Origin of the sequence: Bacillus cereus group sp. Bce019, from assembly GCF_051781745.1 — a bacterium.
Taxonomy (GTDB): Bacteria; Bacillota; Bacilli; order Bacillales; family Bacillaceae_G; genus Bacillus_A; species Bacillus_A cereus.
Map to the genome: position 1 here is coordinate 14,473 of NZ_JBPWJX010000009.1, position 20,026 is coordinate 34,498.

The following is a 20,026-nucleotide window of genomic DNA, read 5'->3' on the forward strand; positions in this document are numbered from 1 at the left end:
TATATTAAAATTATAAAAAAATGGTGGAATGAAAGTGTTCTCATTTGACGTTTTGGATATAGCGTGATATAGTGAAATCACTATTGAGCTACATAATGTGGTACGGAAATAAAGCACGTTGAATTAAAGGCTGTAAGCTTGTTATACATTCATGTCCTTTATATCCACCTTTTCATGTGGATTCATAGTTTCATTTTTATTTAGGAGGTACATGACATGCAAACAGGTAAAGTTAAATGGTTCAACAGCGAAAAAGGTTTCGGTTTCATCGAAGTTGAAGGTGGAGACGATGTATTCGTTCACTTCTCAGCTATCCAAGGTGACGGATTCAAAACTTTAGAAGAGGGTCAAGAAGTTTCTTTCGAAATCGTTGAAGGTAACCGTGGACCACAAGCTGCTAACGTTACAAAAAACTAATTAGCTAGCGATAAAAAGCATTCCGATTTTCGGAATGCTTTTTTTTATTCTTTGGAGCTCGACTCATTTGAAGATAATTCACCTTTGAAGGTACGTTCTTCAAAATCATCAAGCATTTGTTCATATTCTTCATGCTCTTCTGTAGCGAAAACTTGTGGGTTTTTCCCGTACATATCCGTACCGATAAAGTTTTCAAAATCCTCCACGTAGCCTACGTTTTCTTCACTATTTACGTACATGCCATTATAGTTTTTTGAATCTTGTCTTTCTAAATCGGACGGCGTTTCAGATGTTCCGTAATTTGCGACATCTTGCCACGCATCTTCCGCATCGTACTCAACAGAATTGTCCTCATCATGCTTGTGGAAAGAAGGAGACAACACTTCTTCTTCAACTGGTCGTGTATTCATATTTAACTTATTTGTCGCGTGCTGGATGCATGTTGTAGCAGTCGGCATTGCTTCCAATCTTTCAAATGGAATCTCTTCGCCAGACACTTCGCAAATGCCGTACGTACCCGCTTCTATTTTTTGTAGGGCGTGTTTCGTGTCCTCAAGCTGTTTATGCCAAAGTTCAATAAGCCCGAAGTCTTTTTCCCGTTCATATAGCTCTGTAGCCATATCAGCTGGATGGTTATCATAGCTAGATAATTCTCCAACGGAATCACGTTCAGAAGCACGGTCTGTATTTTCATGAGTTTGTATCGTTTGCTCTAGTTCTTGTTTTTGTTTTTCTAAAATGGATTTAAATTGACCTACTTGTTGTGGAGTTAACATAGTCGTCCACCTTCCTACAATTCAGTTTCTTTACATAGTATGAGCGTTGCGAGGAGGAATTATGAGCTGAAATTGGTATATGAAAAAGGAGCCGCATTAGCAGCTCCTTTTATAGAAAGTATCCAAGTAATAATCCGATTCCCATGAGGAGACCGAAGATTGTATTTGTTTTTGCTGTTGCAATCATCGCAGGTACCATTTCTATTGGAATGCTTTTGCCGATAAAGCCTTTCGTCGCTTTAAATGCTTTCGGCGCACTTAAAAATACGATAAGCATCCATGGTGATACGATGCCCACGATAATTAAAGCAATTGTCCAAATGTAGGAAACGATGAACATCGAAGCAAGTACACCAACCGCTCGCTCGCGTCCAACGAGAATTGCTAACGTTTTACGACCGTTTTTTTTATCGCCATCCAAGTCGCGAATATTATTAGCTAGTAAAATGGCACCAATTAAAATGGAGCTTGGAATAGATAGTAAAATGACTTCTGATGTTACAGTTCCAGTTTGAATAAAGAATGAAATCCCAATAATAATGACACCCATAAATAATCCGGCTGTCAACTCTCCAAATGGTGTATATGCAATTGGAAGTGGGCCACCTGTATAAAGGTAAGCAACGGCCATACAAACAAGACCGATTGCAGCAAGCCACCAGCTAGAATTCATACAAATATAAACACCTAATAGTATTGCGATGCCGAAAAATCCAAATGCTAAGTTAAGCACTGTTTTTGGCTGAATGCCATCGCGAACGATAGCGCCGCCGATACCAACTGAACCTTCGTGATCGAGTCCTCTTTTATAATCAAAGTATTCATTAAACATGTTTGTTGCTGCTTGAATGAGAAGACAAGCAAGAAGCATCATAAGGAAAAGAGGAAGATGTATTTGATTTATACCTCCGACCTGCATCGAATATGCTGTTCCGATGAAAACAGGCACGAAGGCTGCTGTTAATGTATGGGGACGTAGTAAACTCCACCAGATGCGCCAGCCTGTTTGCTTACTTGGCTTTGGCGCCGTAGGAGAGGAATTCGTTTCGACGTTCATTTCCATGTTGAATCCTCCTTTGGTCACATATTGTACACAACTAAGTGTAGAAAAAGCATCATTTAGTGTCAACGTTTATTTTCTAGGAAGAGAAGGTGAATTTCTCAGAAATGCTAAACGTTGACAGGCCTTTCGTTTGAGGTGTATCTTAAAATCAAGCGTAATTATGACTATTTTTCGCCCATAGGGGGGAGACAATTGTGATTCAAACGAAACAAAAAGGCTTGCAAGAAGTTCTTATTGCAGCCATCAAGCGTGCAACTAACGAAAAAACATTAGTTAGTTTTGTAAAACAAATAGACTGGGTGGATCCGCTTCTGTTCTATGCAGCAGGAAAAAGGATTTCATTCGAAAATAGATGTTATTTTGCAGATCCGGCTCAGCGTGTAATATTTGCAGGAATTGGCTCTGTTTTCACTATAGCAAATTCTTCTCATAAGCGCTTTCAAACCGCTCGCGACGAGTGGGAGAAAGTAAAAGAGAATGCATTTGTCCAAAGAGATGAATATGAATTTGGAACGGGTCCGCTTTTATTTGGTGGTTTTTCCTTTGATCCAGAAAAAGAGAAAACGGACCTATGGAAAGAGTTTAAAGATACGACATTTTCACTACCAGCATTTTTATTAACTGTAAAAAATGAAAAAGCATGGTTAACGATGAATACATTTGTTTCAGCAGCAGATTGTGCAGAAACTCTTTATAACGAAATGATTTCTTTAGAAGAGAAAATTTTGGGAGAGAGTAAATGTGCGCTAAACGGATCGAAATTGACTGTTATTTCTAAAGTGGAAGTGGATCCGAAAGGCTGGATGAAAGCAATTGAAAAAGTACAAAATGAGATGAAGCAGGGGAACGTGCAGAAGGTTGTATTGGCGAGGGAACTAAAAGTAGAGGTGAATCATTCGATTGATTCTGCTCTTGTTTTAGAAGCACTTCGTATTGGTCAACCGGATTGTTACGTATTTTCTTTTGATTATAAAGGAGCATGCTTCTTAGGAGCGACGCCTGAGAGATTAATTCGCAAAGAAGATGAGAAATTTACATCGATGTGTCTTGCGGGTTCAATCGGTCATGGTCATTCTATAGAAGAAAGTAAGCGAAATAGTAATGCGCTTCTTCATGATGAAAAGAATTTAGCTGAACATGGGTATGTTGTTAACATGATCCGCTCGGTACTAAATGAACATTGCGAATACGTTAATATTCCGGAAAGCCCAGGTTTATTAACAACGAAAAACTTAATTCACTTATATACGCCTGTAGAAGCAAAAGGCGATGCGAGTCTTTTAACAATGGTAGAAGAATTACATCCAACACCAGCTCTTGGCGGGACCCCTCGTTTGGAAGCGATGAAACTAATTCGTGATGTTGAATTGTTAGACAGAGGGTTGTATGGTGCACCGATTGGCTGGATAGATGATGAAGGAAATGGTGAATTTGCGGTTGCGCTGCGCTGCGGATTATTAAACGGCGAGAAAGCATCCTTATTTGCCGGTTGTGGTATTGTAATTGATTCAGTCCCACAGCTTGAATATGAAGAAACAAGTTTGAAGTTTAGACCGATGCTTGGTGCTTTGGAGGAATTAATGAAATGAACAATCATATAGAAGCATTATCATATTATTTAGGCGCGTTCGTGGATGAACTGACGCGTCTAGATGTATGTGATGTTGTCATTAGTCCAGGCTCACGGTCAACGCCGATTGCTTTACTAATGGAACAACACGAAGGAATGAACACATATTTACATGTAGATGAAAGATCAGCAGGATTTTTCGCGCTCGGTATTGCGAAAGCAAAAAAACGCCCAGTAGCATTATTATGTACGTCAGGAACAGCAGCAGCGAACTATTATCCAGCTGTATGTGAAGCTTTTCATTCAAGGGTCCCACTTATCGTCTTAACAGCGGATAGACCGCATGAATTAAGAGATGTGGGTGCACCACAAGCAATGAATCAATTTAATTTATACGGTACTTTTGTGAAACAATTTACAGAGATGGCACTGCCAGAAGCAAGTGAAGCGATGTATCATTACGCTCGTATGACGACGCAGCGTATAGTAGCAAATGCTTGTTTAGCGCCGCAGGGTCCTGTTCATCTTAATTTTCCAGTTCGCGAGCCACTTATCCCTGATTTCTCACTAGAAAGCTTATGGGATAAAGGACGTAGTGAATATACAGGAGTAGTTCAGCAAGGAAACGCGGTGATGCCGAGTGAATATGTAGATTCTCTTGTAGGGCGCCTTTCACATATGGAAAAGGGGCTTATTATTTGTGGAGATGATAGTCATGCAGAAATCGCAAAGTTTGCAACGCAACTAGCTGAAAAAACTGGCTATCCTATATTAGCAGACCCACTTTCTAATATTCGTAGCGGACACCACGATAAAACGATGGTAATTGACTGTTATGATACATTTTTACGAAATGAAAAGTTAAAAGAAACATGGAAACCGGACGTTTTAATTCGCTTTGGTGGTATGCCTGTTTCTAAATCATTAACGCAGTTCATAAAAAAACAAACAAAAGCAGTTCATATCGTTGTCGATGAATCAGGACAATGGAGAGATCCAGCTCTTGTTGCGACAGAAGTTGTGCAAGCAAGTGACATTGAATTCTGCAAGGTATTAATAGAAAAAATGCCAGTTATGAAAAAGAATGATTGGTCCCTAATGTGGCAACATATAAACGAAAAAACGAAGGAAACGCTTCGTGAAATGGAAACATATGAAACTGCATTTGAAGGAAAGGTTATTACAGATATTGTGCGCGTATTACCAGAAGACGCAACGTTATTTGCGAGCAATAGTATGCCAATTCGTGATACAGACTCATTCTTCTTCACATCGGATAAAAACATCCATGTGATGGCAAACCGTGGTGTAAATGGTATTGATGGAATCATTTCGACAGCTCTAGGAGCAAGCGTTATTTGCGACCCACTTGTATTAGTAATTGGTGATTTATCATTTTATCACGATTTAAATGGACTGTTAGCAGCGAAATTACATGAATTAAATATAACAATTGTCGTTGTAAATAATGATGGTGGGGGTATTTTCTCATTCTTACCACAGTATGAGAAAAAGGAACATTTTGAATCATTATTTGGAACACCAATTGGACTTGATTATGAGCATGTTGTCAAAATGTACGGCGGTTCATTTAGCCGTGTAAATGGTTGGGAGCAATTCCGAGAAGAAGTTCGAAAAGGAACGACGACAGAAGGTTTACACGTTGTGGAAATTTGTACGAATCGTGATGAGAACTTAACATTGCACCGTACATTATGGGCAAAAACGATGGACGTAATTACTACATCTTTACAAGGTGAATCAAAATGAAAGTAACGCTGCAAGGTGTATCGTATGAATATGAAGTAGTCGGAAGCGGGGAACCACTTCTACTTCTTCATGGTTTTACGGGAAGCATGGAAACGTGGCGTTCTTTTATCTTTTCATGGAGTGAGCAGTGTCAAGTTATTGTAGTGGATCTTGTTGGACACGGAAAGACCGAGAGTCCTGAAGATGTTGCGCATTATGACATCCGAAATGTGGCATTGCAAATGAAAGAACTATTAGATTACCTTCATATTGAAAAAGCACATATACTTGGCTATTCAATGGGCGGTAGATTAGCGATTACGATGGCATGTCTATATCCAAATTATGTACATTCTCTTTTATTAGAAAATTGTACAGCTGGGCTCGAAAACGAAGCAGATAGAAAAGAACGTCGTGAAAAAGATGATCGACTTGCCGATAAAATTGAGCGAGAAGGCATAGAAAGTTTTGTATCCATGTGGGAAAATATTCCGCTTTTTGAAACGCAAAAACGTTTAGCAAAAAATGTACAAGAAGCGGTGCGAAAAGAAAGACTTGCTAACAATCCAAAAGGGCTCGCAAATAGCTTGCGCGGCATGGGAACTGGGGCTCAGCCTTCATGGTGGGATGAGCTGAAAAACTTAAAAATATCTGTTCTTTTAATGAACGGAGAGCATGATGAAAAGTTCTTTCGCATATTAAAAAACATCGAAAAATGCGTGTCTGATGCGAAATTTGTCAAAATTCATGGTGCTGGCCATGCAATTCATGTGGAACAACCGGAAAAGTTTGATACAATAGTAAAGGGATTTCTAAAAACTATGCAGTGATGCTTTTTTCAGTTAAGAATGAAGTTACACTTATAGAGGAGATCAGAAATATACAAGGAGGTAGTTGTAATGGCTATTGAATGGGTAAAAGAAGGCAATTACGAAGATATTATTTATTCAACATACAATGGTATCGCAAAGATTTCGATTAACCGTCCTGAAGTACATAACGCATTCCGCCCAAAAACGGTAATGGAGTTAATCGACGCTTTTGCACAAGCTCGTGATGATGCAAATGTTGGCGTTATCATTTTAACAGGTGAAGGTGGACGTGCATTCTGTTCTGGTGGCGACCAAAAAGTTCGCGGTCATGGCGGATATGTAGGTGATGACCAAATCCCACGTCTAAACGTATTAGACTTACAACGTCTAATTCGCGCAATTCCTAAACCAGTTATCGCAATGGTAGCAGGTTATGCAATCGGTGGAGGACACGTACTTCATATCGTATGTGACTTAACAATCGCTGCAGACAACGCTGTATTCGGACAAACAGGTCCTAAAGTAGGAAGCTTTGACGGTGGATACGGAGCTGGTTACTTAGCTCGTATGGTAGGCCACAAGAAAGCTCGCGAAATTTGGTACCTATGCCGTCAATATAGTGCACAAGAAGCACTTGATATGGGCTTAGTAAACACTGTAGTACCATTAGAAGAGCTTGAAGCAGAAACAGTACAATGGGCACAAGAAATTTTAGCAAACAGCCCAATGGCACTTCGTTTCCTAAAAGCTGCATTCAACGCAGACACAGACGGTCTAGCTGGTATTCAACAACTAGCTGGAGATGCAACGTTATTGTACTACACAACTGACGAAGCAAAAGAAGGCCGCGACGCGTTCAAAGAAAAACGCAGTCCGGACTTCGGTCAATTCCCTCGTTTCCCGTGATCAAACCAAAAGCGGAAGCGGCTTGCTTAGAACAAGAGGGCATTGGAACTCCTGACGTAGAGGCGCTTTTTGCCTCGTAGGAAGGCGTGAAACGACCGACTGTTCTAGCCGCTGTAGCTGGATGAAACCAAAAGCGAAAGCAGCTCGTTCAGAATGTGAGGGGGATGGAGCTTCTGACGTAGAGGCGCTTTTTGCCTCGTAGGAAGAAGTGAAGCCACCGAACATTCTAGCCGCTGTAGCTGGACGTGACCAAAAGCGGAAGCGGCTCGCCAATAAAGTGAGACGCAACGAAAAGGTCAAACCGGAAACAAAACAACTAAGAGACTTGATATCATATCAAGTCTCTTTCTTTCATGAAAGGAGAATGAATGATGGAGACGATGCCAAATTGGTTAATGCAACGTGCATTTTTAACACCAGATCGCACTGCAATTGAAATAGAGGAAGAGAAAGTTACTTTTATGGAGCTGCATGAAAAAGTAGTATCTGTTTGTGAACACCTCACGCATGTTGGAGTGGAGCGAGGGCAAAAGGTGGCTGTTCTGATGAAAAATGGTATGGAGATGATTACAGTTATTCACGCCCTATCTTATGTAGGTGCAGTAGCTGTGCTTTTAAATACGCGTCTTTCAAGAGAAGAGCTACTTTGGCAAATGGATGATGCTGAAGTTGTTTGTTTAGTAACGGATCAAGATTTTGATGCTAAAGATGTTCCTGTTTATTCATTCGCTGAAGTGATGAATGGACCAAAAGAGGAAGCCTCTATACAAGAAGAGTTTTCTTTAGAAGAAACGATGACAATCATTTATACGTCAGGGACGACAGGAAAACCGAAAGGCGTTATTTTAACGTACGGTAATCATTGGGCAAGTGCGGTTGGCTCTTCGCTTAACTTAGGGCTTCGTGATGATGATTGCTGGTTAGCTTGTATGCCGATGTTCCACGTTGGCGGACTATCTCTTTTAATGAAAAATATTATGTATGGCATGCGCATTTTACTCGTTCCGAAATATGATGCGGATTTTATTCATAAAGCACTTCAAACGAGAGGCGTAACGATTATTTCTGTCGTTTCTAAAATGTTAACTGATTTATTAGAGAGACTTGGGGCAGAGACATATCCATCTTCTTTACGATGTATGTTACTTGGCGGAGGACCAGCGCCGAAACCGTTATTAGAAACGTGTGTAGATAAAGGAATTCCTGTGTATCAAACGTACGGTATGACAGAAACGTCTTCGCAAATTTGTACGTTATCAGCTGATTACATGTTAACGAAAGTAGGATCAGCTGGAAAGCCACTATTTCAGTGCCAGCTTCGTATCGAAAAGGACGGCGTAGTAGTGCCGCCACATGCGGAAGGTGAAATCGTAGTAAAAGGGCCGAACGTAACAGGCGGTTATTTTAACCGTGAAGATGCAACGCGTGAGACAATTCAAAACGGATGGCTTCATACTGGCGACCTCGGTTATTTAGATGAAGAAGGGTTTTTATACGTATTAGACCGCCGTAGCGATTTAATTATTTCTGGCGGAGAGAATATATACCCAGCTCAAATTGAAGAAGTGTTACTCTCCCATCCGGCAGTAGCGGAAGCTGGTGTTGTCGGTATATCTGACGACAAATGGGGACAAGTACCAGCTGCTTTTGTTGTGAAAAGCGGGGCGGTAACAGAAGAAGAAATTCTTCACTTTTGCGAGGAGAAATTAGCGAAATATAAAGTGCCGAAGAAAGCATGTTTCTTAGAGGAATTACCACGTAACGCTTCGAAAAAATTGTTAAGACGAGAGCTAAGACAATTAGTGGAGGAGATGTAGGTGGAAATAAAAAAAGCGACACTGTATATAACAGAAATGCCACTCGTAATCCCGTTTGCTGCAAGCTACGGGACTTACGAAAAGCGTGAGAGTATAGTCATTGAATTAGAAGATGAAGAAGGGTACATTGGATTTGGCGAAGTCGTTGCGTTCTCTGAACCGTGGTATACGGAAGAAACGGTGAAGACAGCGCTGCATGTACTTCAGGATTTTTTATTACCTGATTTATTAAAAGCTGAAATTTCTCACCCGAATGAGGTACCGAGCTTGTTCCAGCATATAAAAAGAAACCGAATGGCAAAGGCCGGAATTGAAGGGGCTGTTTGGGATTTATATGCGAAGCGTCAAAAGAAATCGTTAGCGACATTGCTGGACGGAACGAAGTCTGAAATTGAAGTCGGCGTTGTAATTGGGATCAATACGATTCCGGTTATGTTAAAACAAATTGAGAAGTACGCAGAAGAAGGATACGAGCGTTTTAAAGTGAAAATAAAGCCAGAGCATGATTATGAGTTATTGAAAGAAATTCGTAAAGAGTTTCCGCATATCCCGTTAATGGCTGATGCAAATTCAGCATATACATTAGGGGATACGGAGAGGCTGAAACGACTAGATGAATTCCAATTAATGATGATTGAACAACCGTTAGCGGATTACGATTTTCTTGATCACGCGGAATTGCAAAAGAAAATTGAAACGCCGATTTGTTTAGATGAAAGTATTCATAGTTTAGAAGATGCACGCGTTGCGATTACGCTTGGCAGCTGCCAAATTGTGAACATTAAACCAGGGCGAGTGGGCGGATTAACAGAATCGGTTCAGATCCATAATTATTGTATGGAGCATAACGTACCCGTTTGGTGCGGTGGTATGGTAGAAATGGGGATTTCACGAGCGCAAAATGTTGCTCTTGCGTCATTGCCTAACTTTACGATTCCAGGAGATATATCTGCTTCTAGTAGACATTGGGATCAGGATATTATTTGGCCGGAAGTGACGCTTGAGGGCGGGAAAGTGATGGTGCCGCAAAGCGTTGATGCTGAGTATGAAGTAGATCGCGGAAGATTGGCGGAAATTACGAAGCAGCGGATTGTGTTTGAGCGGTAAATGGAAGTTTCATTAGGATGCCCGCAAATAGCGAGAGGATTTTGTCGTTCATTGTCGGTAAGTCGATATATTTCAATAATTGCTGATATAATTTGAGTTACGGTCGATATAATTGGAAAATCGCTGATATAATTCAAGTTGTGTTCGATATAATTAGAAAATCGCTGATATAATTTTATTTACCAAGGTTACTCTAACGAGTAGCCTTTTTGTATTGTACAAATTGGATAGACTAGTTTACAATCGAGCGTATAAAAATGGAATGAAAAAGGGGGAGTAAAATGAAGCGCATTTCAATTTTAATAGCGGATGACGAGGCAGAAATTGCTGATTTAATTGAGATACATTTAGAAAAAGAAGGGTACCATGTTGTGAAGGCAGCGGATGGGGAAGAGGCGGTTCATATTATTGAAACGCAGCCAATCGACTTGGTAATTTTAGATATTATGATGCCGAAAATGGATGGGTATGAGGTGACGCGTCAAATTCGCACGAAACATCATATGCCGATTATTTTTTTAAGCGCGAAAACTTCGGACTTTGATAAGGTGACAGGTCTTGTACTAGGCGCGGATGATTATATGACGAAGCCTTTCACACCGATTGAATTAGTTGCACGTGTAAATGCACAACTGCGTAGGTTTTTTACGTTAAATCAACCGAAAGTAGCGGAGAGTAAATCTGCTTTAGAAATAGGCGGAGTCGTAATTAATCCCGAGCGTAGGACGGTTGATGTATATGGTGAGCAAATTGAATTAACGCCGAAAGAGTTTGATATTTTATATTTATTAGCGAGTCATCCGAAGAAAGTGTACAATGTAGAAAATATTTTTCAGCACGTATGGGCAGACGATTATTATGAAGGTGGAAATACAGTAATGGTACATATTCGTACGTTGCGGAAGAAACTTGGAGAAGATAAAAGAAAGGATAAATTAATAAAAACAGTGTGGGGAGTAGGTTATACTTTTAATGGCTAATATGATGAAAAGTTTTCGATTTAAAATGATTGCCTTATTTGCGTTAAGTATGGTGCTTGCAGCAACTGTAACTTATATAATTTATAAAGGATTGCAGCTGTATTATAAAACGATGGTTCGCTACGAAGAGCCTTTAGCACAATTTAGGTCAATGGTAAGGGAATTTGGAGACATTAATTTCTTTTTAATTTTCTTTATTCCGTTATCTATTATCTTTTTCTTCTTTTTGACAAAACCGTATTTGAAATACTTTGATGAAATTTCTAATGGGATTCATCATCTTGCGAACGGTAACTTTACGAATAAAGTTCAAGTTTCATCAAATGATGAGTTTGGAAATATCGCGCGTGAAATAAATGTTGCAAGTGAAAAGTTAAAAGAAGCTGTTGAAAGAGGAGACTTTGCTGAAAGTAGTAAAAGTCAGCTCGTTGTGAATTTAGCTCATGATTTAAGAACACCATTAACATCCGTGTTAGGATATTTAGATTTAATTCTTAAAGATGAAAATTTAACAAAAGAACAAATTAAACATTTCTCCACAATTGCATATACGAAATCGCAAAGACTGGAAAGTTTAATTGATGAGCTATTTGAAATTACACGTATGAATTATGGCATGCTAAAGCTGGATAAAAAGCCGATTGATATAAGTGAGTTGCTTATACAGTTAGAGGAGGAATTGTATCCGTTATTAGAAAAACATCATTTAGAAGCTAGATTGAATGTGGCTCCTCATTTACCGATGCACGGTGATGGAAAATTGTTAGCTAGAGTATTTGAAAACTTGTTAACAAATGCCGTTCGTTACGGCTATGATGGACAATTTGTTGATATGAATGGGTATGTTGATAATGGAGAAGTTGTCGTACAAATTATGAATTACGGAGATAGCATCCCGGAAGAAGATTTACCGTATCTTTTTGATATGTTCTATACAGGTGATAAAGCAAGAACTGAGAACCGTGGTGGGACAGGCCTTGGGCTATTTATTGCGAAAAATATTGTTGAACAGCATGATGGGACGATTTCTGCTGAAAGTAATGTAGTTAGAACAATGTTTGAAGTGCGATTGCCAAAAGACGAGAACGTAACAATTTAATAAAAATTTAAACTTTACCCCACTTTTTATTTTAATAGTTTTTTCTATTCTATACGTAAGTTACGTTAAGGAGGAACTAGAAATGAAAAAGTGGGTATTTATTTCTTTTTTTATAGTATGCACAGTATGTGTAGGCGTTTATATATCACCGTTATTTCAAAAGGAAATCGACGTTAAAATTGTCGGGAAAGATGAGCTAGTAAAGGCGGCAAACACCGAGGGGAAAGAGATTACGAAGGAACAAATTTATAAGGGCGATTTATTATTAGTTAACAGGGATTACCCAGTAAAAAAAGATAGTATTAGGTCTGATATTATAAATGTAAATCATAATAGTGAATTAGTGAGAGGCTATGTAATATTTGATAGAAACCTTCGTTTATCAAAGGATGTTGTGAAAAAGTTTTTGAACGTTGTCGATGCGGCTGGAAAAGAAAGTGTTAACCATTTTTTGATTAGTAGTGGCTATAGAGATTTCCAAGAGCAAAAACAGCTATATGAAAAAATGGGATCTGATTATGCACTTCCAGCAGGATACAGTGAACATAACTTAGGATTATCACTGGACATTGGGTCTACTCAAAAGAAAATGGAGAAAGCGCCTGAAGGAAAATGGATTGAAGAGAACGTATGGAAGCATGGCTTTGTATTACGTTATCCGAAAAATAAAAGTAACATTACAGGCATTCAATATGAGCCATGGCATATACGTTATGTAGGCTTACCTCATAGCGCAATTATGCAAAAAAAGAATTTTACACTAGAGGAATATTTAGAGTTTTTAAAAGAGGAAAAAGAGATTTCAACTGAAGTCGAAGGTAAGAAATATACTGTTTCTTATTATAAAGTTTCTGAGAATATGAAAGTGAACGTTCCAGCAAACAAGCAGTATGAAATTTCCGGGAACAATATGGATGGGATTATTGTGACGGTTCAGGAATAGAGAAAAAGGCTGTGCCATTTGGGACAGCCTTTTCTTATATAAGAAAGGAAGTGACGTTTTTTGTCGGTAAATCGATATTCTTTGTCGAATCGTTAATATATTATAAGTTATGATAGATATAATTGAAAAATCGTTGATATATTGTAAGTTATGATAGATATATTCAAAAAATCGTTGATATAATTTCCTATACTATTAGCATTTTGGAGGAGCATCTTTTATTCACTTTTAAACGTTATAACGTTATATTTACTTCTCCCTTTTTTTGTGTTACGCTAAACGTGTGAAAGAGATATAAAATGAAACTTTAATGTAAGCGTATTCTTACGGCTTCTTATAGAAAAGGGTGGAAGTACAATGACAGAACGATTCGTACTACGTAATGTGAAACGTGTGAACGGGGAAGAGATTGACATTGTAATTGAAAATAATAAAATCGTACAGGTGACGAAAGCTGGTGCTGCTGAAGGTGGAAAGGTTCTTGATTACTCTGGTACTTACGTATCGAGTGGCTGGATTGATTTGCACGTTCACGCTTTTCCAGAGTTTGATCCGTATGGCGATGAAGTGGATGAAATTGGCGTTAAGCAAGGGGTAACGACAATTGTTGATGCGGGTAGCTGCGGAGCTGATCGTATTGCAGAGTTAGTACAAAGTAGAGAACAGGCAAAGACAAATTTATTTGCCTTTTTAAATATTTCTCGCATCGGTTTGAAACGAATCGATGAATTATCCAATATGGAATGGATAGATAAAGAGAAAGTAATAGAAGCAGTAGAAAAGTATAAAGATGTAATCGTTGGATTAAAAGCGAGAATGAGTAAAAGTGTCGTTTGTGATAGCGGAATTGAACCGCTTCATGTTGCCCGCTCTTTATCTCGAGAAACATCATTACCGATTATGGTACATATCGGTTCAGCGCCTCCTCGCATTGAGGAAGTTGTACCTCTTTTAGAAAAAGATGATGTCATTACACATTATTTAAACGGGAAAGAAAATAACTTATTTGATGAAGAAGGAAAACCGCTACCTGTGTTACTAGATGCAGTGAATCGCGGCGTACATTTAGATGTTGGTCATGGTAATGCTAGTTTTTCTTTTAAAGTAGCAGAAGCGGCGAAGCGTCACGATATTGCCTTTCAGACAATTAGTACAGATATTTACCGGAAGAACCGTATACACGGTCCAGTGTATAGTATGGCTCACGTTCTTTCGAAATTCCTTTACTTAGGTTATCCGCTAGAAGAAGTGATTGATGCGGTTACGAAAAATGCAGCAGAGTGGATAAAAAAACCAGAGCTTGGCCGTATTCAAGAAGGAGATATTGCAAACTTAACTTTATTTACGGTGAAAGATGAGAAGATTACGTTAATCGATTCAGAAGGGGACCAGCGCATTGCTAAAAAAAGAATTGATACAAAAGGGGTTGTAATTAATGGGTCATTCATTGAATGCTAAGTACGGATTAAAAAGAGTAATTAATGCGAGCGGTAGAATGAGTATTTTAGGTGTATCTGCTCCTACAGATACGGTAATGGATGCGATGAAACATGGTGGACAAAATTATGTGGAAATTGCTGATTTAGTAGATAAAGCAGGAGACCATATTGCGAGAATTCTAGATTCAGAGGCAGCGGTCGTTGTGAATTCAGCATCGAGCGGAATTGCGCTTTCTATCGCTGGTATCGTTACAGAAGGAAATCGCCGTAAAAGTGAAAGACTTCATCAAGAAGTAATCGCGAAAAACGAAGTGATTATGTTAAAAGGTCATAACGTTCAATACGGTGCTCCTGTTGAAACGATGATTTACTTAGGCGGCGGTAAACTTGTAGAAGTTGGCTATGCAAATGAAGGGAAAGCAGAGCATATTGAAGATGCAATTGGTGAAAATACAGCAGCGATTCTGTATGTGAAATCACATCATGCAGTGCAAAAAAATATGATTTCTGTTGAAGAAGCATGGGAAGTTGCGCAGCGAAATAAAGTACCGCTTATCGTGGATGCAGCAGCTGAAGAAGACATTCAAAAATATGTGAAGTATTCAGATCTTGCTATTTATAGCGGTTCAAAGGCAATTGAAGGACCTACTTCTGGTATTGTGGGCGGTAAAAGAAAGTATATTGAATGGCTGAAAGTGCAATTACATTGTATCGGAAGAAGCATGAAAGTTGGGAAAGAAACAACTTTTGGTTTACTTCAAGCACTTGATGAGTACGGAGTAAAAGAAGATAAGAGCGAGCAAGAAAAAGAATTGCTACAAGTACTTATGCCGCTAAAAGAATTAAATGGTGTAAATGTAACGATCGTTCAAGATGAAGCTGGAAGAGCAATCTTTCGAGCTCGTATTCATATTAACGAGAAAGAATTAAATAAATCAGCAAAAGATGTTGTGACTGCATTACGCGAAGGGGAAATTGCCATTTATACACGTGATTACGGAGTAAGACAAGGATTCTTTGATATTGATCCACGTCCACTTCAAGGTGATGACATACATGTGATTGAAGAAAAATTGAGAGAAATTGTAGGGGGAAACTAAAATGACAAACATTCAAAAACGTTTTTATAAAGGCCGCGTAGCATTAAATGTATTGGCAAACAATATCCAAAATGCGAAAGATATTTTTGAAGCAGCAGAAGGATATGTAGTAGTAGGTGTTTTATCAAAAGATTATGCAACTGTAGAAGAAGCTGTTACAGCGATGAAAGCATACGGAAAAGAAATTGATGACGCTGTATCAATCGGACTAGGCGCAGGAGATAATCGCCAAGCGGCAGTTGTGGCTGAAATTGCGAAGCATTATCCTGGTAGCCATATTAACCAAGTGTTTCCTTCAGTTGGAGCGACAAGTGCAAATCTTGGCGAAAAAGATAGCTGGATTAATAGTTTAGTATCGCCAACAGGAAAAGTAGGGTACGTAAATATTTCTACTGGCCCAATTAGTGCGGCTGGAGAAGAAAAAGCAATCGTTCCAATTAAAACAGCGATTGCACTTGTACGTGATATGGGCGGAAATTCATTGAAGTACTTCCCGATGAAAGGGCTAGCCCATGAAGAAGAATATCGTGCAGTTGCGAAAGCTTGTGCGGAAGAAGGATTCGCATTAGAGCCAACAGGCGGAATTGATAAAGAAAACTTCGAAACAATTGTACGTATTGCGCTTGAGGCAAATGTAGAGCAAGTTATCCCGCACGTGTACTCTTCTATTATTGATAAAGAAACTGGCAATACGAAAACAGAAGATGTTCGTGAATTATTAGCAGTCGTGAAGAAGTTAGTTGATCAATATGCGTAAGAAAATTGCAGCGTTCGGCGAAGTAATGATGCGCCTGCAAGTACCTGGATATGAATTGTTGTTGCAAGCTAACACGTTAAATTACTCATTTTCAGGTACAGGTGTGAATGTTGCAGCGGCACTTTCTCACTTAGGGCATGAAGGGCTTCTGATTTCAACTTTACCGGAAAATTCGGTTGGAGATGCAGCTGTATCTTACATTCAAAAGTTAGGAATTCAAACTTCTCTTGTTTCAAGAGGTGGTAAATATGTAGGTATGTATTTTTTAGAAAATGGATTCGGTGCACGTGCAAGCCGCGTTACGTATTCGAATCGACTAGAAAGTAGCTTCAATACGGCGTCTGAAGAGATATACCAATTTGAAGAAATTGCTAAGGAAATTGATATCGTTCATTTTTGCGGTATTACACTTGCGATGAATGATACGGTGCGCCATCATATGAAGTCTTTAGCGAGAGCAGTTAAAGAAAACGGAGGAACCGTCGTTTTTGATTGTAATTATCGTCCATCACTTTGGGGAGAAGACGGATATGAACAGGCAAAACCGCATTATGAAGAAATGCTGGGACTTGCTGATATCGTTATGATGAACGAAAAAGATGCAATGTTTGTTTTAGGAATAAAAACCGAAGAAACGGAGCGAGAGGCGCAACTTGTTGATCTTATTCCAAAGGTAGCTGAAACGTATCATATCGCTACAATCGCTGGTACTCATCGCTCTATTAACAGTGATAATACACATTCGCTTCGCGGGTTTATATGTAAAGATGGAACGTTCACTTTTGCAAAAACACTTACGTTTTCTGTATATGATAGAATAGGTGCTGGAGATGCTTATACGAGCGGAATTATTCATGGCGAGATAAAGGAGTTCGCACCAGAGAAAGCTGTTTCATTTGCGTTAGCAGCTGGAATGCTAGCACATACAATCGTCGGTGATACGCCAATGTCATCAGAGAAGGATATACTTCGGGCAATGACGGCATCAGTAGGTGATGTAGAAAGGTAGTGGGTGTAACGGTGAACGTAACGAGAAAAAAAGGACCATTATATTTGCAAATAAAAAATATTATTCGTGATCGAATATTGCATGGTGTATATGCGATTCATACGAATATCCCTTCCGAACCGCAGTTAGAAGAAGAGTTCAAAGTGAGTAAAATTACAGTGCGAAATGCGATTAAAGAACTCGCTCAAGAAGGATATTTGGAAAAGAAAAGCGGTAAAGGAACGAAAGTCATCCGCAATACTTCTGCGACAAAACTGTCAAAGGGTAAGAAATTTACTGAAGTGTTAGTGGAAGAAGGATATAAAGTACAGAAGAAATTGCTAAAAGCAGAAATTGTGCAGAATGAAGAAGGAACAGTGCCATTTCGATTATTCGGTAAGGAGAGTTTTCGTATTGAACGTTTATATACGTTAAATGATGCACCGTACATTCATTATACGCACTATTTCTCAGCAGGAATGGCAAGTTCAGATTTATCGGATTTTGACTTGCAATCGCTTTATGATTTAGTTGAAGACCGAGGTATTCATTTAGAAAACTTCAGAGATGAATTCGCTGTTGGACTCGCGCCTAGTTTCGTTGCAGAAGCGCTAGGTGAAAAAGAGGGGACAGCGCTATTAAAACGCATGCGTTATTCTTACGATGAAGTTGGCGAAGTAATTGAATATAGCGAAGGCTACTACAATACAGAAATGCAGCATTATGTAGTGAATTATGACGTATAAAAAAGAGGGGATTTTCCCTCTTTTTTTATAAAGTAAGGAGAATGGGAGATGGATATATACTTATTAATCGTCACGTTACTTGCAATTGCGATTGTTATTTTAGGGGTATCATGGTGGAAATGGCATGCATTTATTAGTTTAACAGTTGCGAGTTTGTTTTTAGCTATCATGTCTGGACTGAACTTAACGAAAATAGTGACTGCCTATGAAACTGGTGTTGGTAGTGTACTAGGGCATTTAGTTGGTATTTTAGCTCTCGGAACAATTTTAGGGAAAATGATGTCCGATTCAGGGGCCGGCATGCAAGTGGCAGATTTCTTTATTCGATTTTTCGGTGTAAAGAAACTACCTTGGGCTATGTTATTTGCAGGATTTGTTATAGGGATTCCAGTGTTTTTTGAAGTGGGGATCGTCATTTTATTACCACTTGTTATTTCCATTCGAAAAACGACGAAGCAAAATATATTATTAATTGCGTTACCTGTCATTGCAGGATTATCTATTGTTCACGGGCTCGTGCCTCCGCATCCAGGGGCGATGACAGCAATCGGTATTTATAACGCGAACTTAGGAAAGGTACTTTTATATTCATTAATTATCGCGTTACCAACAGCCATTATCGCAGGACCGATATTTGCAAAGTGGGTACATAAAAGGGTTATACCTGAAAATGAACCAGAGCTTATTCGAGTTACGACTGTCTCAACTGATTTGCCAAGTCGTAAAGTTTCATTCTTTATTATTTTACTACCAGTTGTATTGATGATTTTATCAGTAGTTGCACCATATATTTCATTACCGAAAAAAATGACTGAATTTTTTGTTTTTATAGGAAGTCCAGTAATCGCCTTACTTATTTCATGTTTCGCAGCATTTTATTTACTTGGTATCAAACAAGGAATTAATAAAAAGATGATTAAAAAATTAACAGACGAAAGTTTATTACCGGTCGGTTCCATTATTTTAATTATCGGTGCAGGCGGTGGATTTAAACAAATATTAATTGAAAGTGGCGTTGGAACGGCCATTGCGCAAATGGCAGAACATATATCGTTATCACCAATCGTATTAGCTTTCATGGTAGCTGGATTAATTCGAATTGCAACAGGTTCAGCGACAGTAGCATTAACGACAGCGGCAGGAATTGTTTCACCAGTTATTCAGCACATGTCTGGTGTGAATTTAGAATTGCTCGTTATAGCAACCGGTGCAGGTTCATTAATGTTTTCTCACGTAAATGATGCAGGTTTCTGGCTTGTAAAAGAGTATTTAGGTTTGACAGTAAAAGAAACGTTTAAAACGTGGACGGTGCTGGAAACATTGTTATCATTTATTGCATTCGGTTTTGCTCTTTTGTTGAATATGTTTCTTTAAAAGATACCTAAATAGGTATCTTTTTTTTGATTAAGCCCAATTCCTAAAACAAGCCCGTTTTTAGGTAAGCCAAGCTTCCTATTCGCCCTGAAAACATAATATAAATGGAATCCCCTCATTTAGAGCAAGGTGAACTTGTTATGAATGATACTAAAGGAGGAATAGGGTAATGAGCGAAAAGTGTGAACACAGACATGATGATTGTAACCGCAGACATGGTTGCGGAGGCGGTTTTGCGCTTCTAATCGTATTGTTTATTTTATTAATTATCATCGGTGCTAGCTGCTTCGGCGGAGGCGGCGGTTGTGGCTATGGTGGTTATGGCGGTTATGCTGGCGGCTACGGCGGATATTGCTGCTAATTATTAAAAACTATTGAAAATG

At 38.9% G+C, this 20,026-nt stretch carries 19 protein-coding genes; 17 read left to right on the top strand and 2 right to left on the bottom strand.

All coding sequences use genetic code 11. From position 1 onward, the window contains the following. The first annotated feature begins 216 nt into the window (after positions 1 to 216). Positions 217 to 417 carry a cold-shock protein CspD gene (gene cspD / locus ACS2QP_RS14210; protein ID WP_001193054.1) on the top strand — a complete coding sequence of 67 codons (201 nt, stop codon included), beginning with the start codon at positions 217 to 219 and terminating at the stop codon, positions 415 to 417. A gap of 44 nt (positions 418 to 461) precedes the next feature. Here cspD and ACS2QP_RS14215 read toward each other — a convergent pair whose 3' ends face one another. Both ACS2QP_RS14215 and ACS2QP_RS14220 read right to left on the bottom strand, forming a co-directional pair. Next, positions 462 to 1,193, bottom strand: coding sequence for a yteA family sporulation protein (locus ACS2QP_RS14215; protein WP_063537866.1), 732 nt, complete (start codon positions 1,191 to 1,193; stop codon positions 462 to 464). Positions 1,194 to 1,302: 109 nt separating this feature from the next. After that, entirely contained in the window at positions 1,303 to 2,256 is a 954-nt protein-coding gene (locus tag ACS2QP_RS14220) for a 1,4-dihydroxy-2-naphthoate polyprenyltransferase (protein WP_438882533.1), read from the bottom strand. A 194-nt stretch (positions 2,257 to 2,450) separates the two neighbouring features. Here ACS2QP_RS14220 and ACS2QP_RS14225 point away from each other — a divergent pair, with 194 nt between their 5' ends. The 16 genes from ACS2QP_RS14225 (at position 2,451) to ACS2QP_RS14300 (ending at position 20,004) form a co-directional block, all read left to right on the top strand. Further along, complete coding sequence (locus ACS2QP_RS14225) at positions 2,451 to 3,845, top strand: isochorismate synthase (RefSeq protein ID WP_332283828.1); 1,395 nt, start codon at positions 2,451 to 2,453, stop codon at positions 3,843 to 3,845. Further along, positions 3,842 to 5,596: a 2-succinyl-5-enolpyruvyl-6-hydroxy-3-cyclohexene-1-carboxylic-acid synthase gene (gene menD / locus ACS2QP_RS14230; protein WP_438882534.1), complete on the top strand. Its 1,755-nt coding sequence runs from the start codon at positions 3,842 to 3,844 to the stop codon at positions 5,594 to 5,596. The genes ACS2QP_RS14225 and menD overlap by 4 nt, the downstream gene beginning before the upstream one ends. Then, positions 5,593 to 6,405 carry a 2-succinyl-6-hydroxy-2,4-cyclohexadiene-1-carboxylate synthase gene (gene menH / locus ACS2QP_RS14235; RefSeq protein ID WP_438882535.1) on the top strand — a complete coding sequence of 271 codons (813 nt, stop codon included), beginning with the start codon at positions 5,593 to 5,595 and terminating at the stop codon, positions 6,403 to 6,405. Before menD ends, menH begins: the two co-directional genes overlap by 4 nt. 69 nt (positions 6,406 to 6,474) lie before the next feature. After that, positions 6,475 to 7,293, top strand: a complete 819-nt coding sequence (menB, locus tag ACS2QP_RS14240) for a 1,4-dihydroxy-2-naphthoyl-CoA synthase (protein WP_000963885.1) — start codon at positions 6,475 to 6,477, stop codon at positions 7,291 to 7,293. 371 nt (positions 7,294 to 7,664) lie between these two features. After that, the gene (locus ACS2QP_RS14245) at positions 7,665 to 9,110 is read left to right on the top strand and encodes an o-succinylbenzoate--CoA ligase (RefSeq protein WP_063537856.1); all 1,446 of its coding nucleotides are present in this window, start codon (positions 7,665 to 7,667) and stop codon (positions 9,108 to 9,110) included. After that, the gene (gene menC, locus ACS2QP_RS14250) at positions 9,111 to 10,217 is read left to right on the top strand and encodes an o-succinylbenzoate synthase (protein ID WP_438882536.1); all 1,107 of its coding nucleotides are present in this window, start codon (positions 9,111 to 9,113) and stop codon (positions 10,215 to 10,217) included. It begins immediately after the preceding gene. 281 nt (positions 10,218 to 10,498) lie between these two features. Beyond that, entirely contained in the window at positions 10,499 to 11,197 is a 699-nt protein-coding gene (locus ACS2QP_RS14255; protein ID WP_000822509.1) for a response regulator transcription factor, read from the top strand. Next, a complete protein-coding gene (locus ACS2QP_RS14260) occupies positions 11,190 to 12,296 on the top strand; it encodes a sensor histidine kinase (protein WP_063537850.1) in 1,107 nt (368 codons plus the stop codon). Before ACS2QP_RS14255 ends, ACS2QP_RS14260 begins: the two co-directional genes overlap by 8 nt. 82 nt (positions 12,297 to 12,378) lie before the next feature. Beyond that, positions 12,379 to 13,239, top strand: a complete 861-nt coding sequence (locus ACS2QP_RS14265) for a M15 family metallopeptidase (protein ID WP_332283833.1) — start codon at positions 12,379 to 12,381, stop codon at positions 13,237 to 13,239. A 357-nt stretch (positions 13,240 to 13,596) separates the two neighbouring features. After that, positions 13,597 to 14,697: an amidohydrolase/deacetylase family metallohydrolase gene (locus ACS2QP_RS14270; protein ID WP_438882537.1), complete on the top strand. Its 1,101-nt coding sequence runs from the start codon at positions 13,597 to 13,599 to the stop codon at positions 14,695 to 14,697. Further along, on the top strand, positions 14,675 to 15,778 hold the full coding sequence (locus ACS2QP_RS14275) for a DgaE family pyridoxal phosphate-dependent ammonia lyase (protein ID WP_149149983.1): 1,104 nt from the start codon (positions 14,675 to 14,677) through the stop codon (positions 15,776 to 15,778). Before ACS2QP_RS14270 ends, ACS2QP_RS14275 begins: the two co-directional genes overlap by 23 nt. A 1-nt stretch (position 15,779) precedes the next feature. Further along, positions 15,780 to 16,535, top strand: coding sequence for a 2-dehydro-3-deoxy-phosphogluconate aldolase (gene dagF, locus ACS2QP_RS14280; RefSeq protein WP_332283836.1), 756 nt, complete (start codon positions 15,780 to 15,782; stop codon positions 16,533 to 16,535). Next, the gene (locus ACS2QP_RS14285) at positions 16,528 to 17,544 is read left to right on the top strand and encodes a sugar kinase (RefSeq protein WP_438882538.1); all 1,017 of its coding nucleotides are present in this window, start codon (positions 16,528 to 16,530) and stop codon (positions 17,542 to 17,544) included. Before dagF ends, ACS2QP_RS14285 begins: the two co-directional genes overlap by 8 nt. Beyond that, on the top strand, positions 17,544 to 18,269 hold the full coding sequence (locus tag ACS2QP_RS14290) for a GntR family transcriptional regulator (protein WP_000539278.1): 726 nt from the start codon (positions 17,544 to 17,546) through the stop codon (positions 18,267 to 18,269). The genes ACS2QP_RS14285 and ACS2QP_RS14290 overlap by 1 nt, the downstream gene beginning before the upstream one ends. Positions 18,270 to 18,317: 48 nt before the next feature. Then, positions 18,318 to 19,643, top strand: coding sequence for a gluconate permease GntP (gntP, locus tag ACS2QP_RS14295; RefSeq protein ID WP_025686764.1), 1,326 nt, complete (start codon positions 18,318 to 18,320; stop codon positions 19,641 to 19,643). Between the two features lie 169 nt (positions 19,644 to 19,812). Beyond that, entirely contained in the window at positions 19,813 to 20,004 is a 192-nt protein-coding gene (locus tag ACS2QP_RS14300) for a YjcZ family sporulation protein (protein WP_001290392.1), read from the top strand. Positions 20,005 to 20,026 lie beyond the last annotated feature (22 nt).

Coding starts and splice junctions, on each gene's coding strand:
- ACS2QP_RS14215 (WP_063537866.1), bottom strand. CDS start 1,193: ATGTTAACTCCACAACAAGTAGGTCAATTTAAATCCATTTTAGAAAAA.
- ACS2QP_RS14220 (WP_438882533.1), bottom strand. CDS start 2,256: ATGGAAATGAACGTCGAAACGAATTCCTCTCCTACGGCGCCAAAGCCA.
- ACS2QP_RS14255 (WP_000822509.1), top strand. CDS start 10,499: ATGAAGCGCATTTCAATTTTAATAGCGGATGACGAGGCAGAAATTGCT.
- ACS2QP_RS14260 (WP_063537850.1), top strand. CDS start 11,190: ATGGCTAATATGATGAAAAGTTTTCGATTTAAAATGATTGCCTTATTT.
- ACS2QP_RS14300 (WP_001290392.1), top strand. CDS start 19,813: ATGAGCGAAAAGTGTGAACACAGACATGATGATTGTAACCGCAGACAT.
- cspD (WP_001193054.1), top strand. CDS start 217: ATGCAAACAGGTAAAGTTAAATGGTTCAACAGCGAAAAAGGTTTCGGT.
- dagF (WP_332283836.1), top strand. CDS start 15,780: ATGACAAACATTCAAAAACGTTTTTATAAAGGCCGCGTAGCATTAAAT.
- ACS2QP_RS14265 (WP_332283833.1), top strand. CDS start 12,379: ATGAAAAAGTGGGTATTTATTTCTTTTTTTATAGTATGCACAGTATGT.
- menH (WP_438882535.1), top strand. CDS start 5,593: ATGAAAGTAACGCTGCAAGGTGTATCGTATGAATATGAAGTAGTCGGA.
- ACS2QP_RS14245 (WP_063537856.1), top strand. CDS start 7,665: ATGGAGACGATGCCAAATTGGTTAATGCAACGTGCATTTTTAACACCA.
- ACS2QP_RS14275 (WP_149149983.1), top strand. CDS start 14,675: ATGGGTCATTCATTGAATGCTAAGTACGGATTAAAAAGAGTAATTAAT.
- ACS2QP_RS14285 (WP_438882538.1), top strand. CDS start 16,528: ATGCGTAAGAAAATTGCAGCGTTCGGCGAAGTAATGATGCGCCTGCAA.
- ACS2QP_RS14270 (WP_438882537.1), top strand. CDS start 13,597: ATGACAGAACGATTCGTACTACGTAATGTGAAACGTGTGAACGGGGAA.
- menD (WP_438882534.1), top strand. CDS start 3,842: ATGAACAATCATATAGAAGCATTATCATATTATTTAGGCGCGTTCGTG.
- menB (WP_000963885.1), top strand. CDS start 6,475: ATGGCTATTGAATGGGTAAAAGAAGGCAATTACGAAGATATTATTTAT.
- gntP (WP_025686764.1), top strand. CDS start 18,318: ATGGATATATACTTATTAATCGTCACGTTACTTGCAATTGCGATTGTT.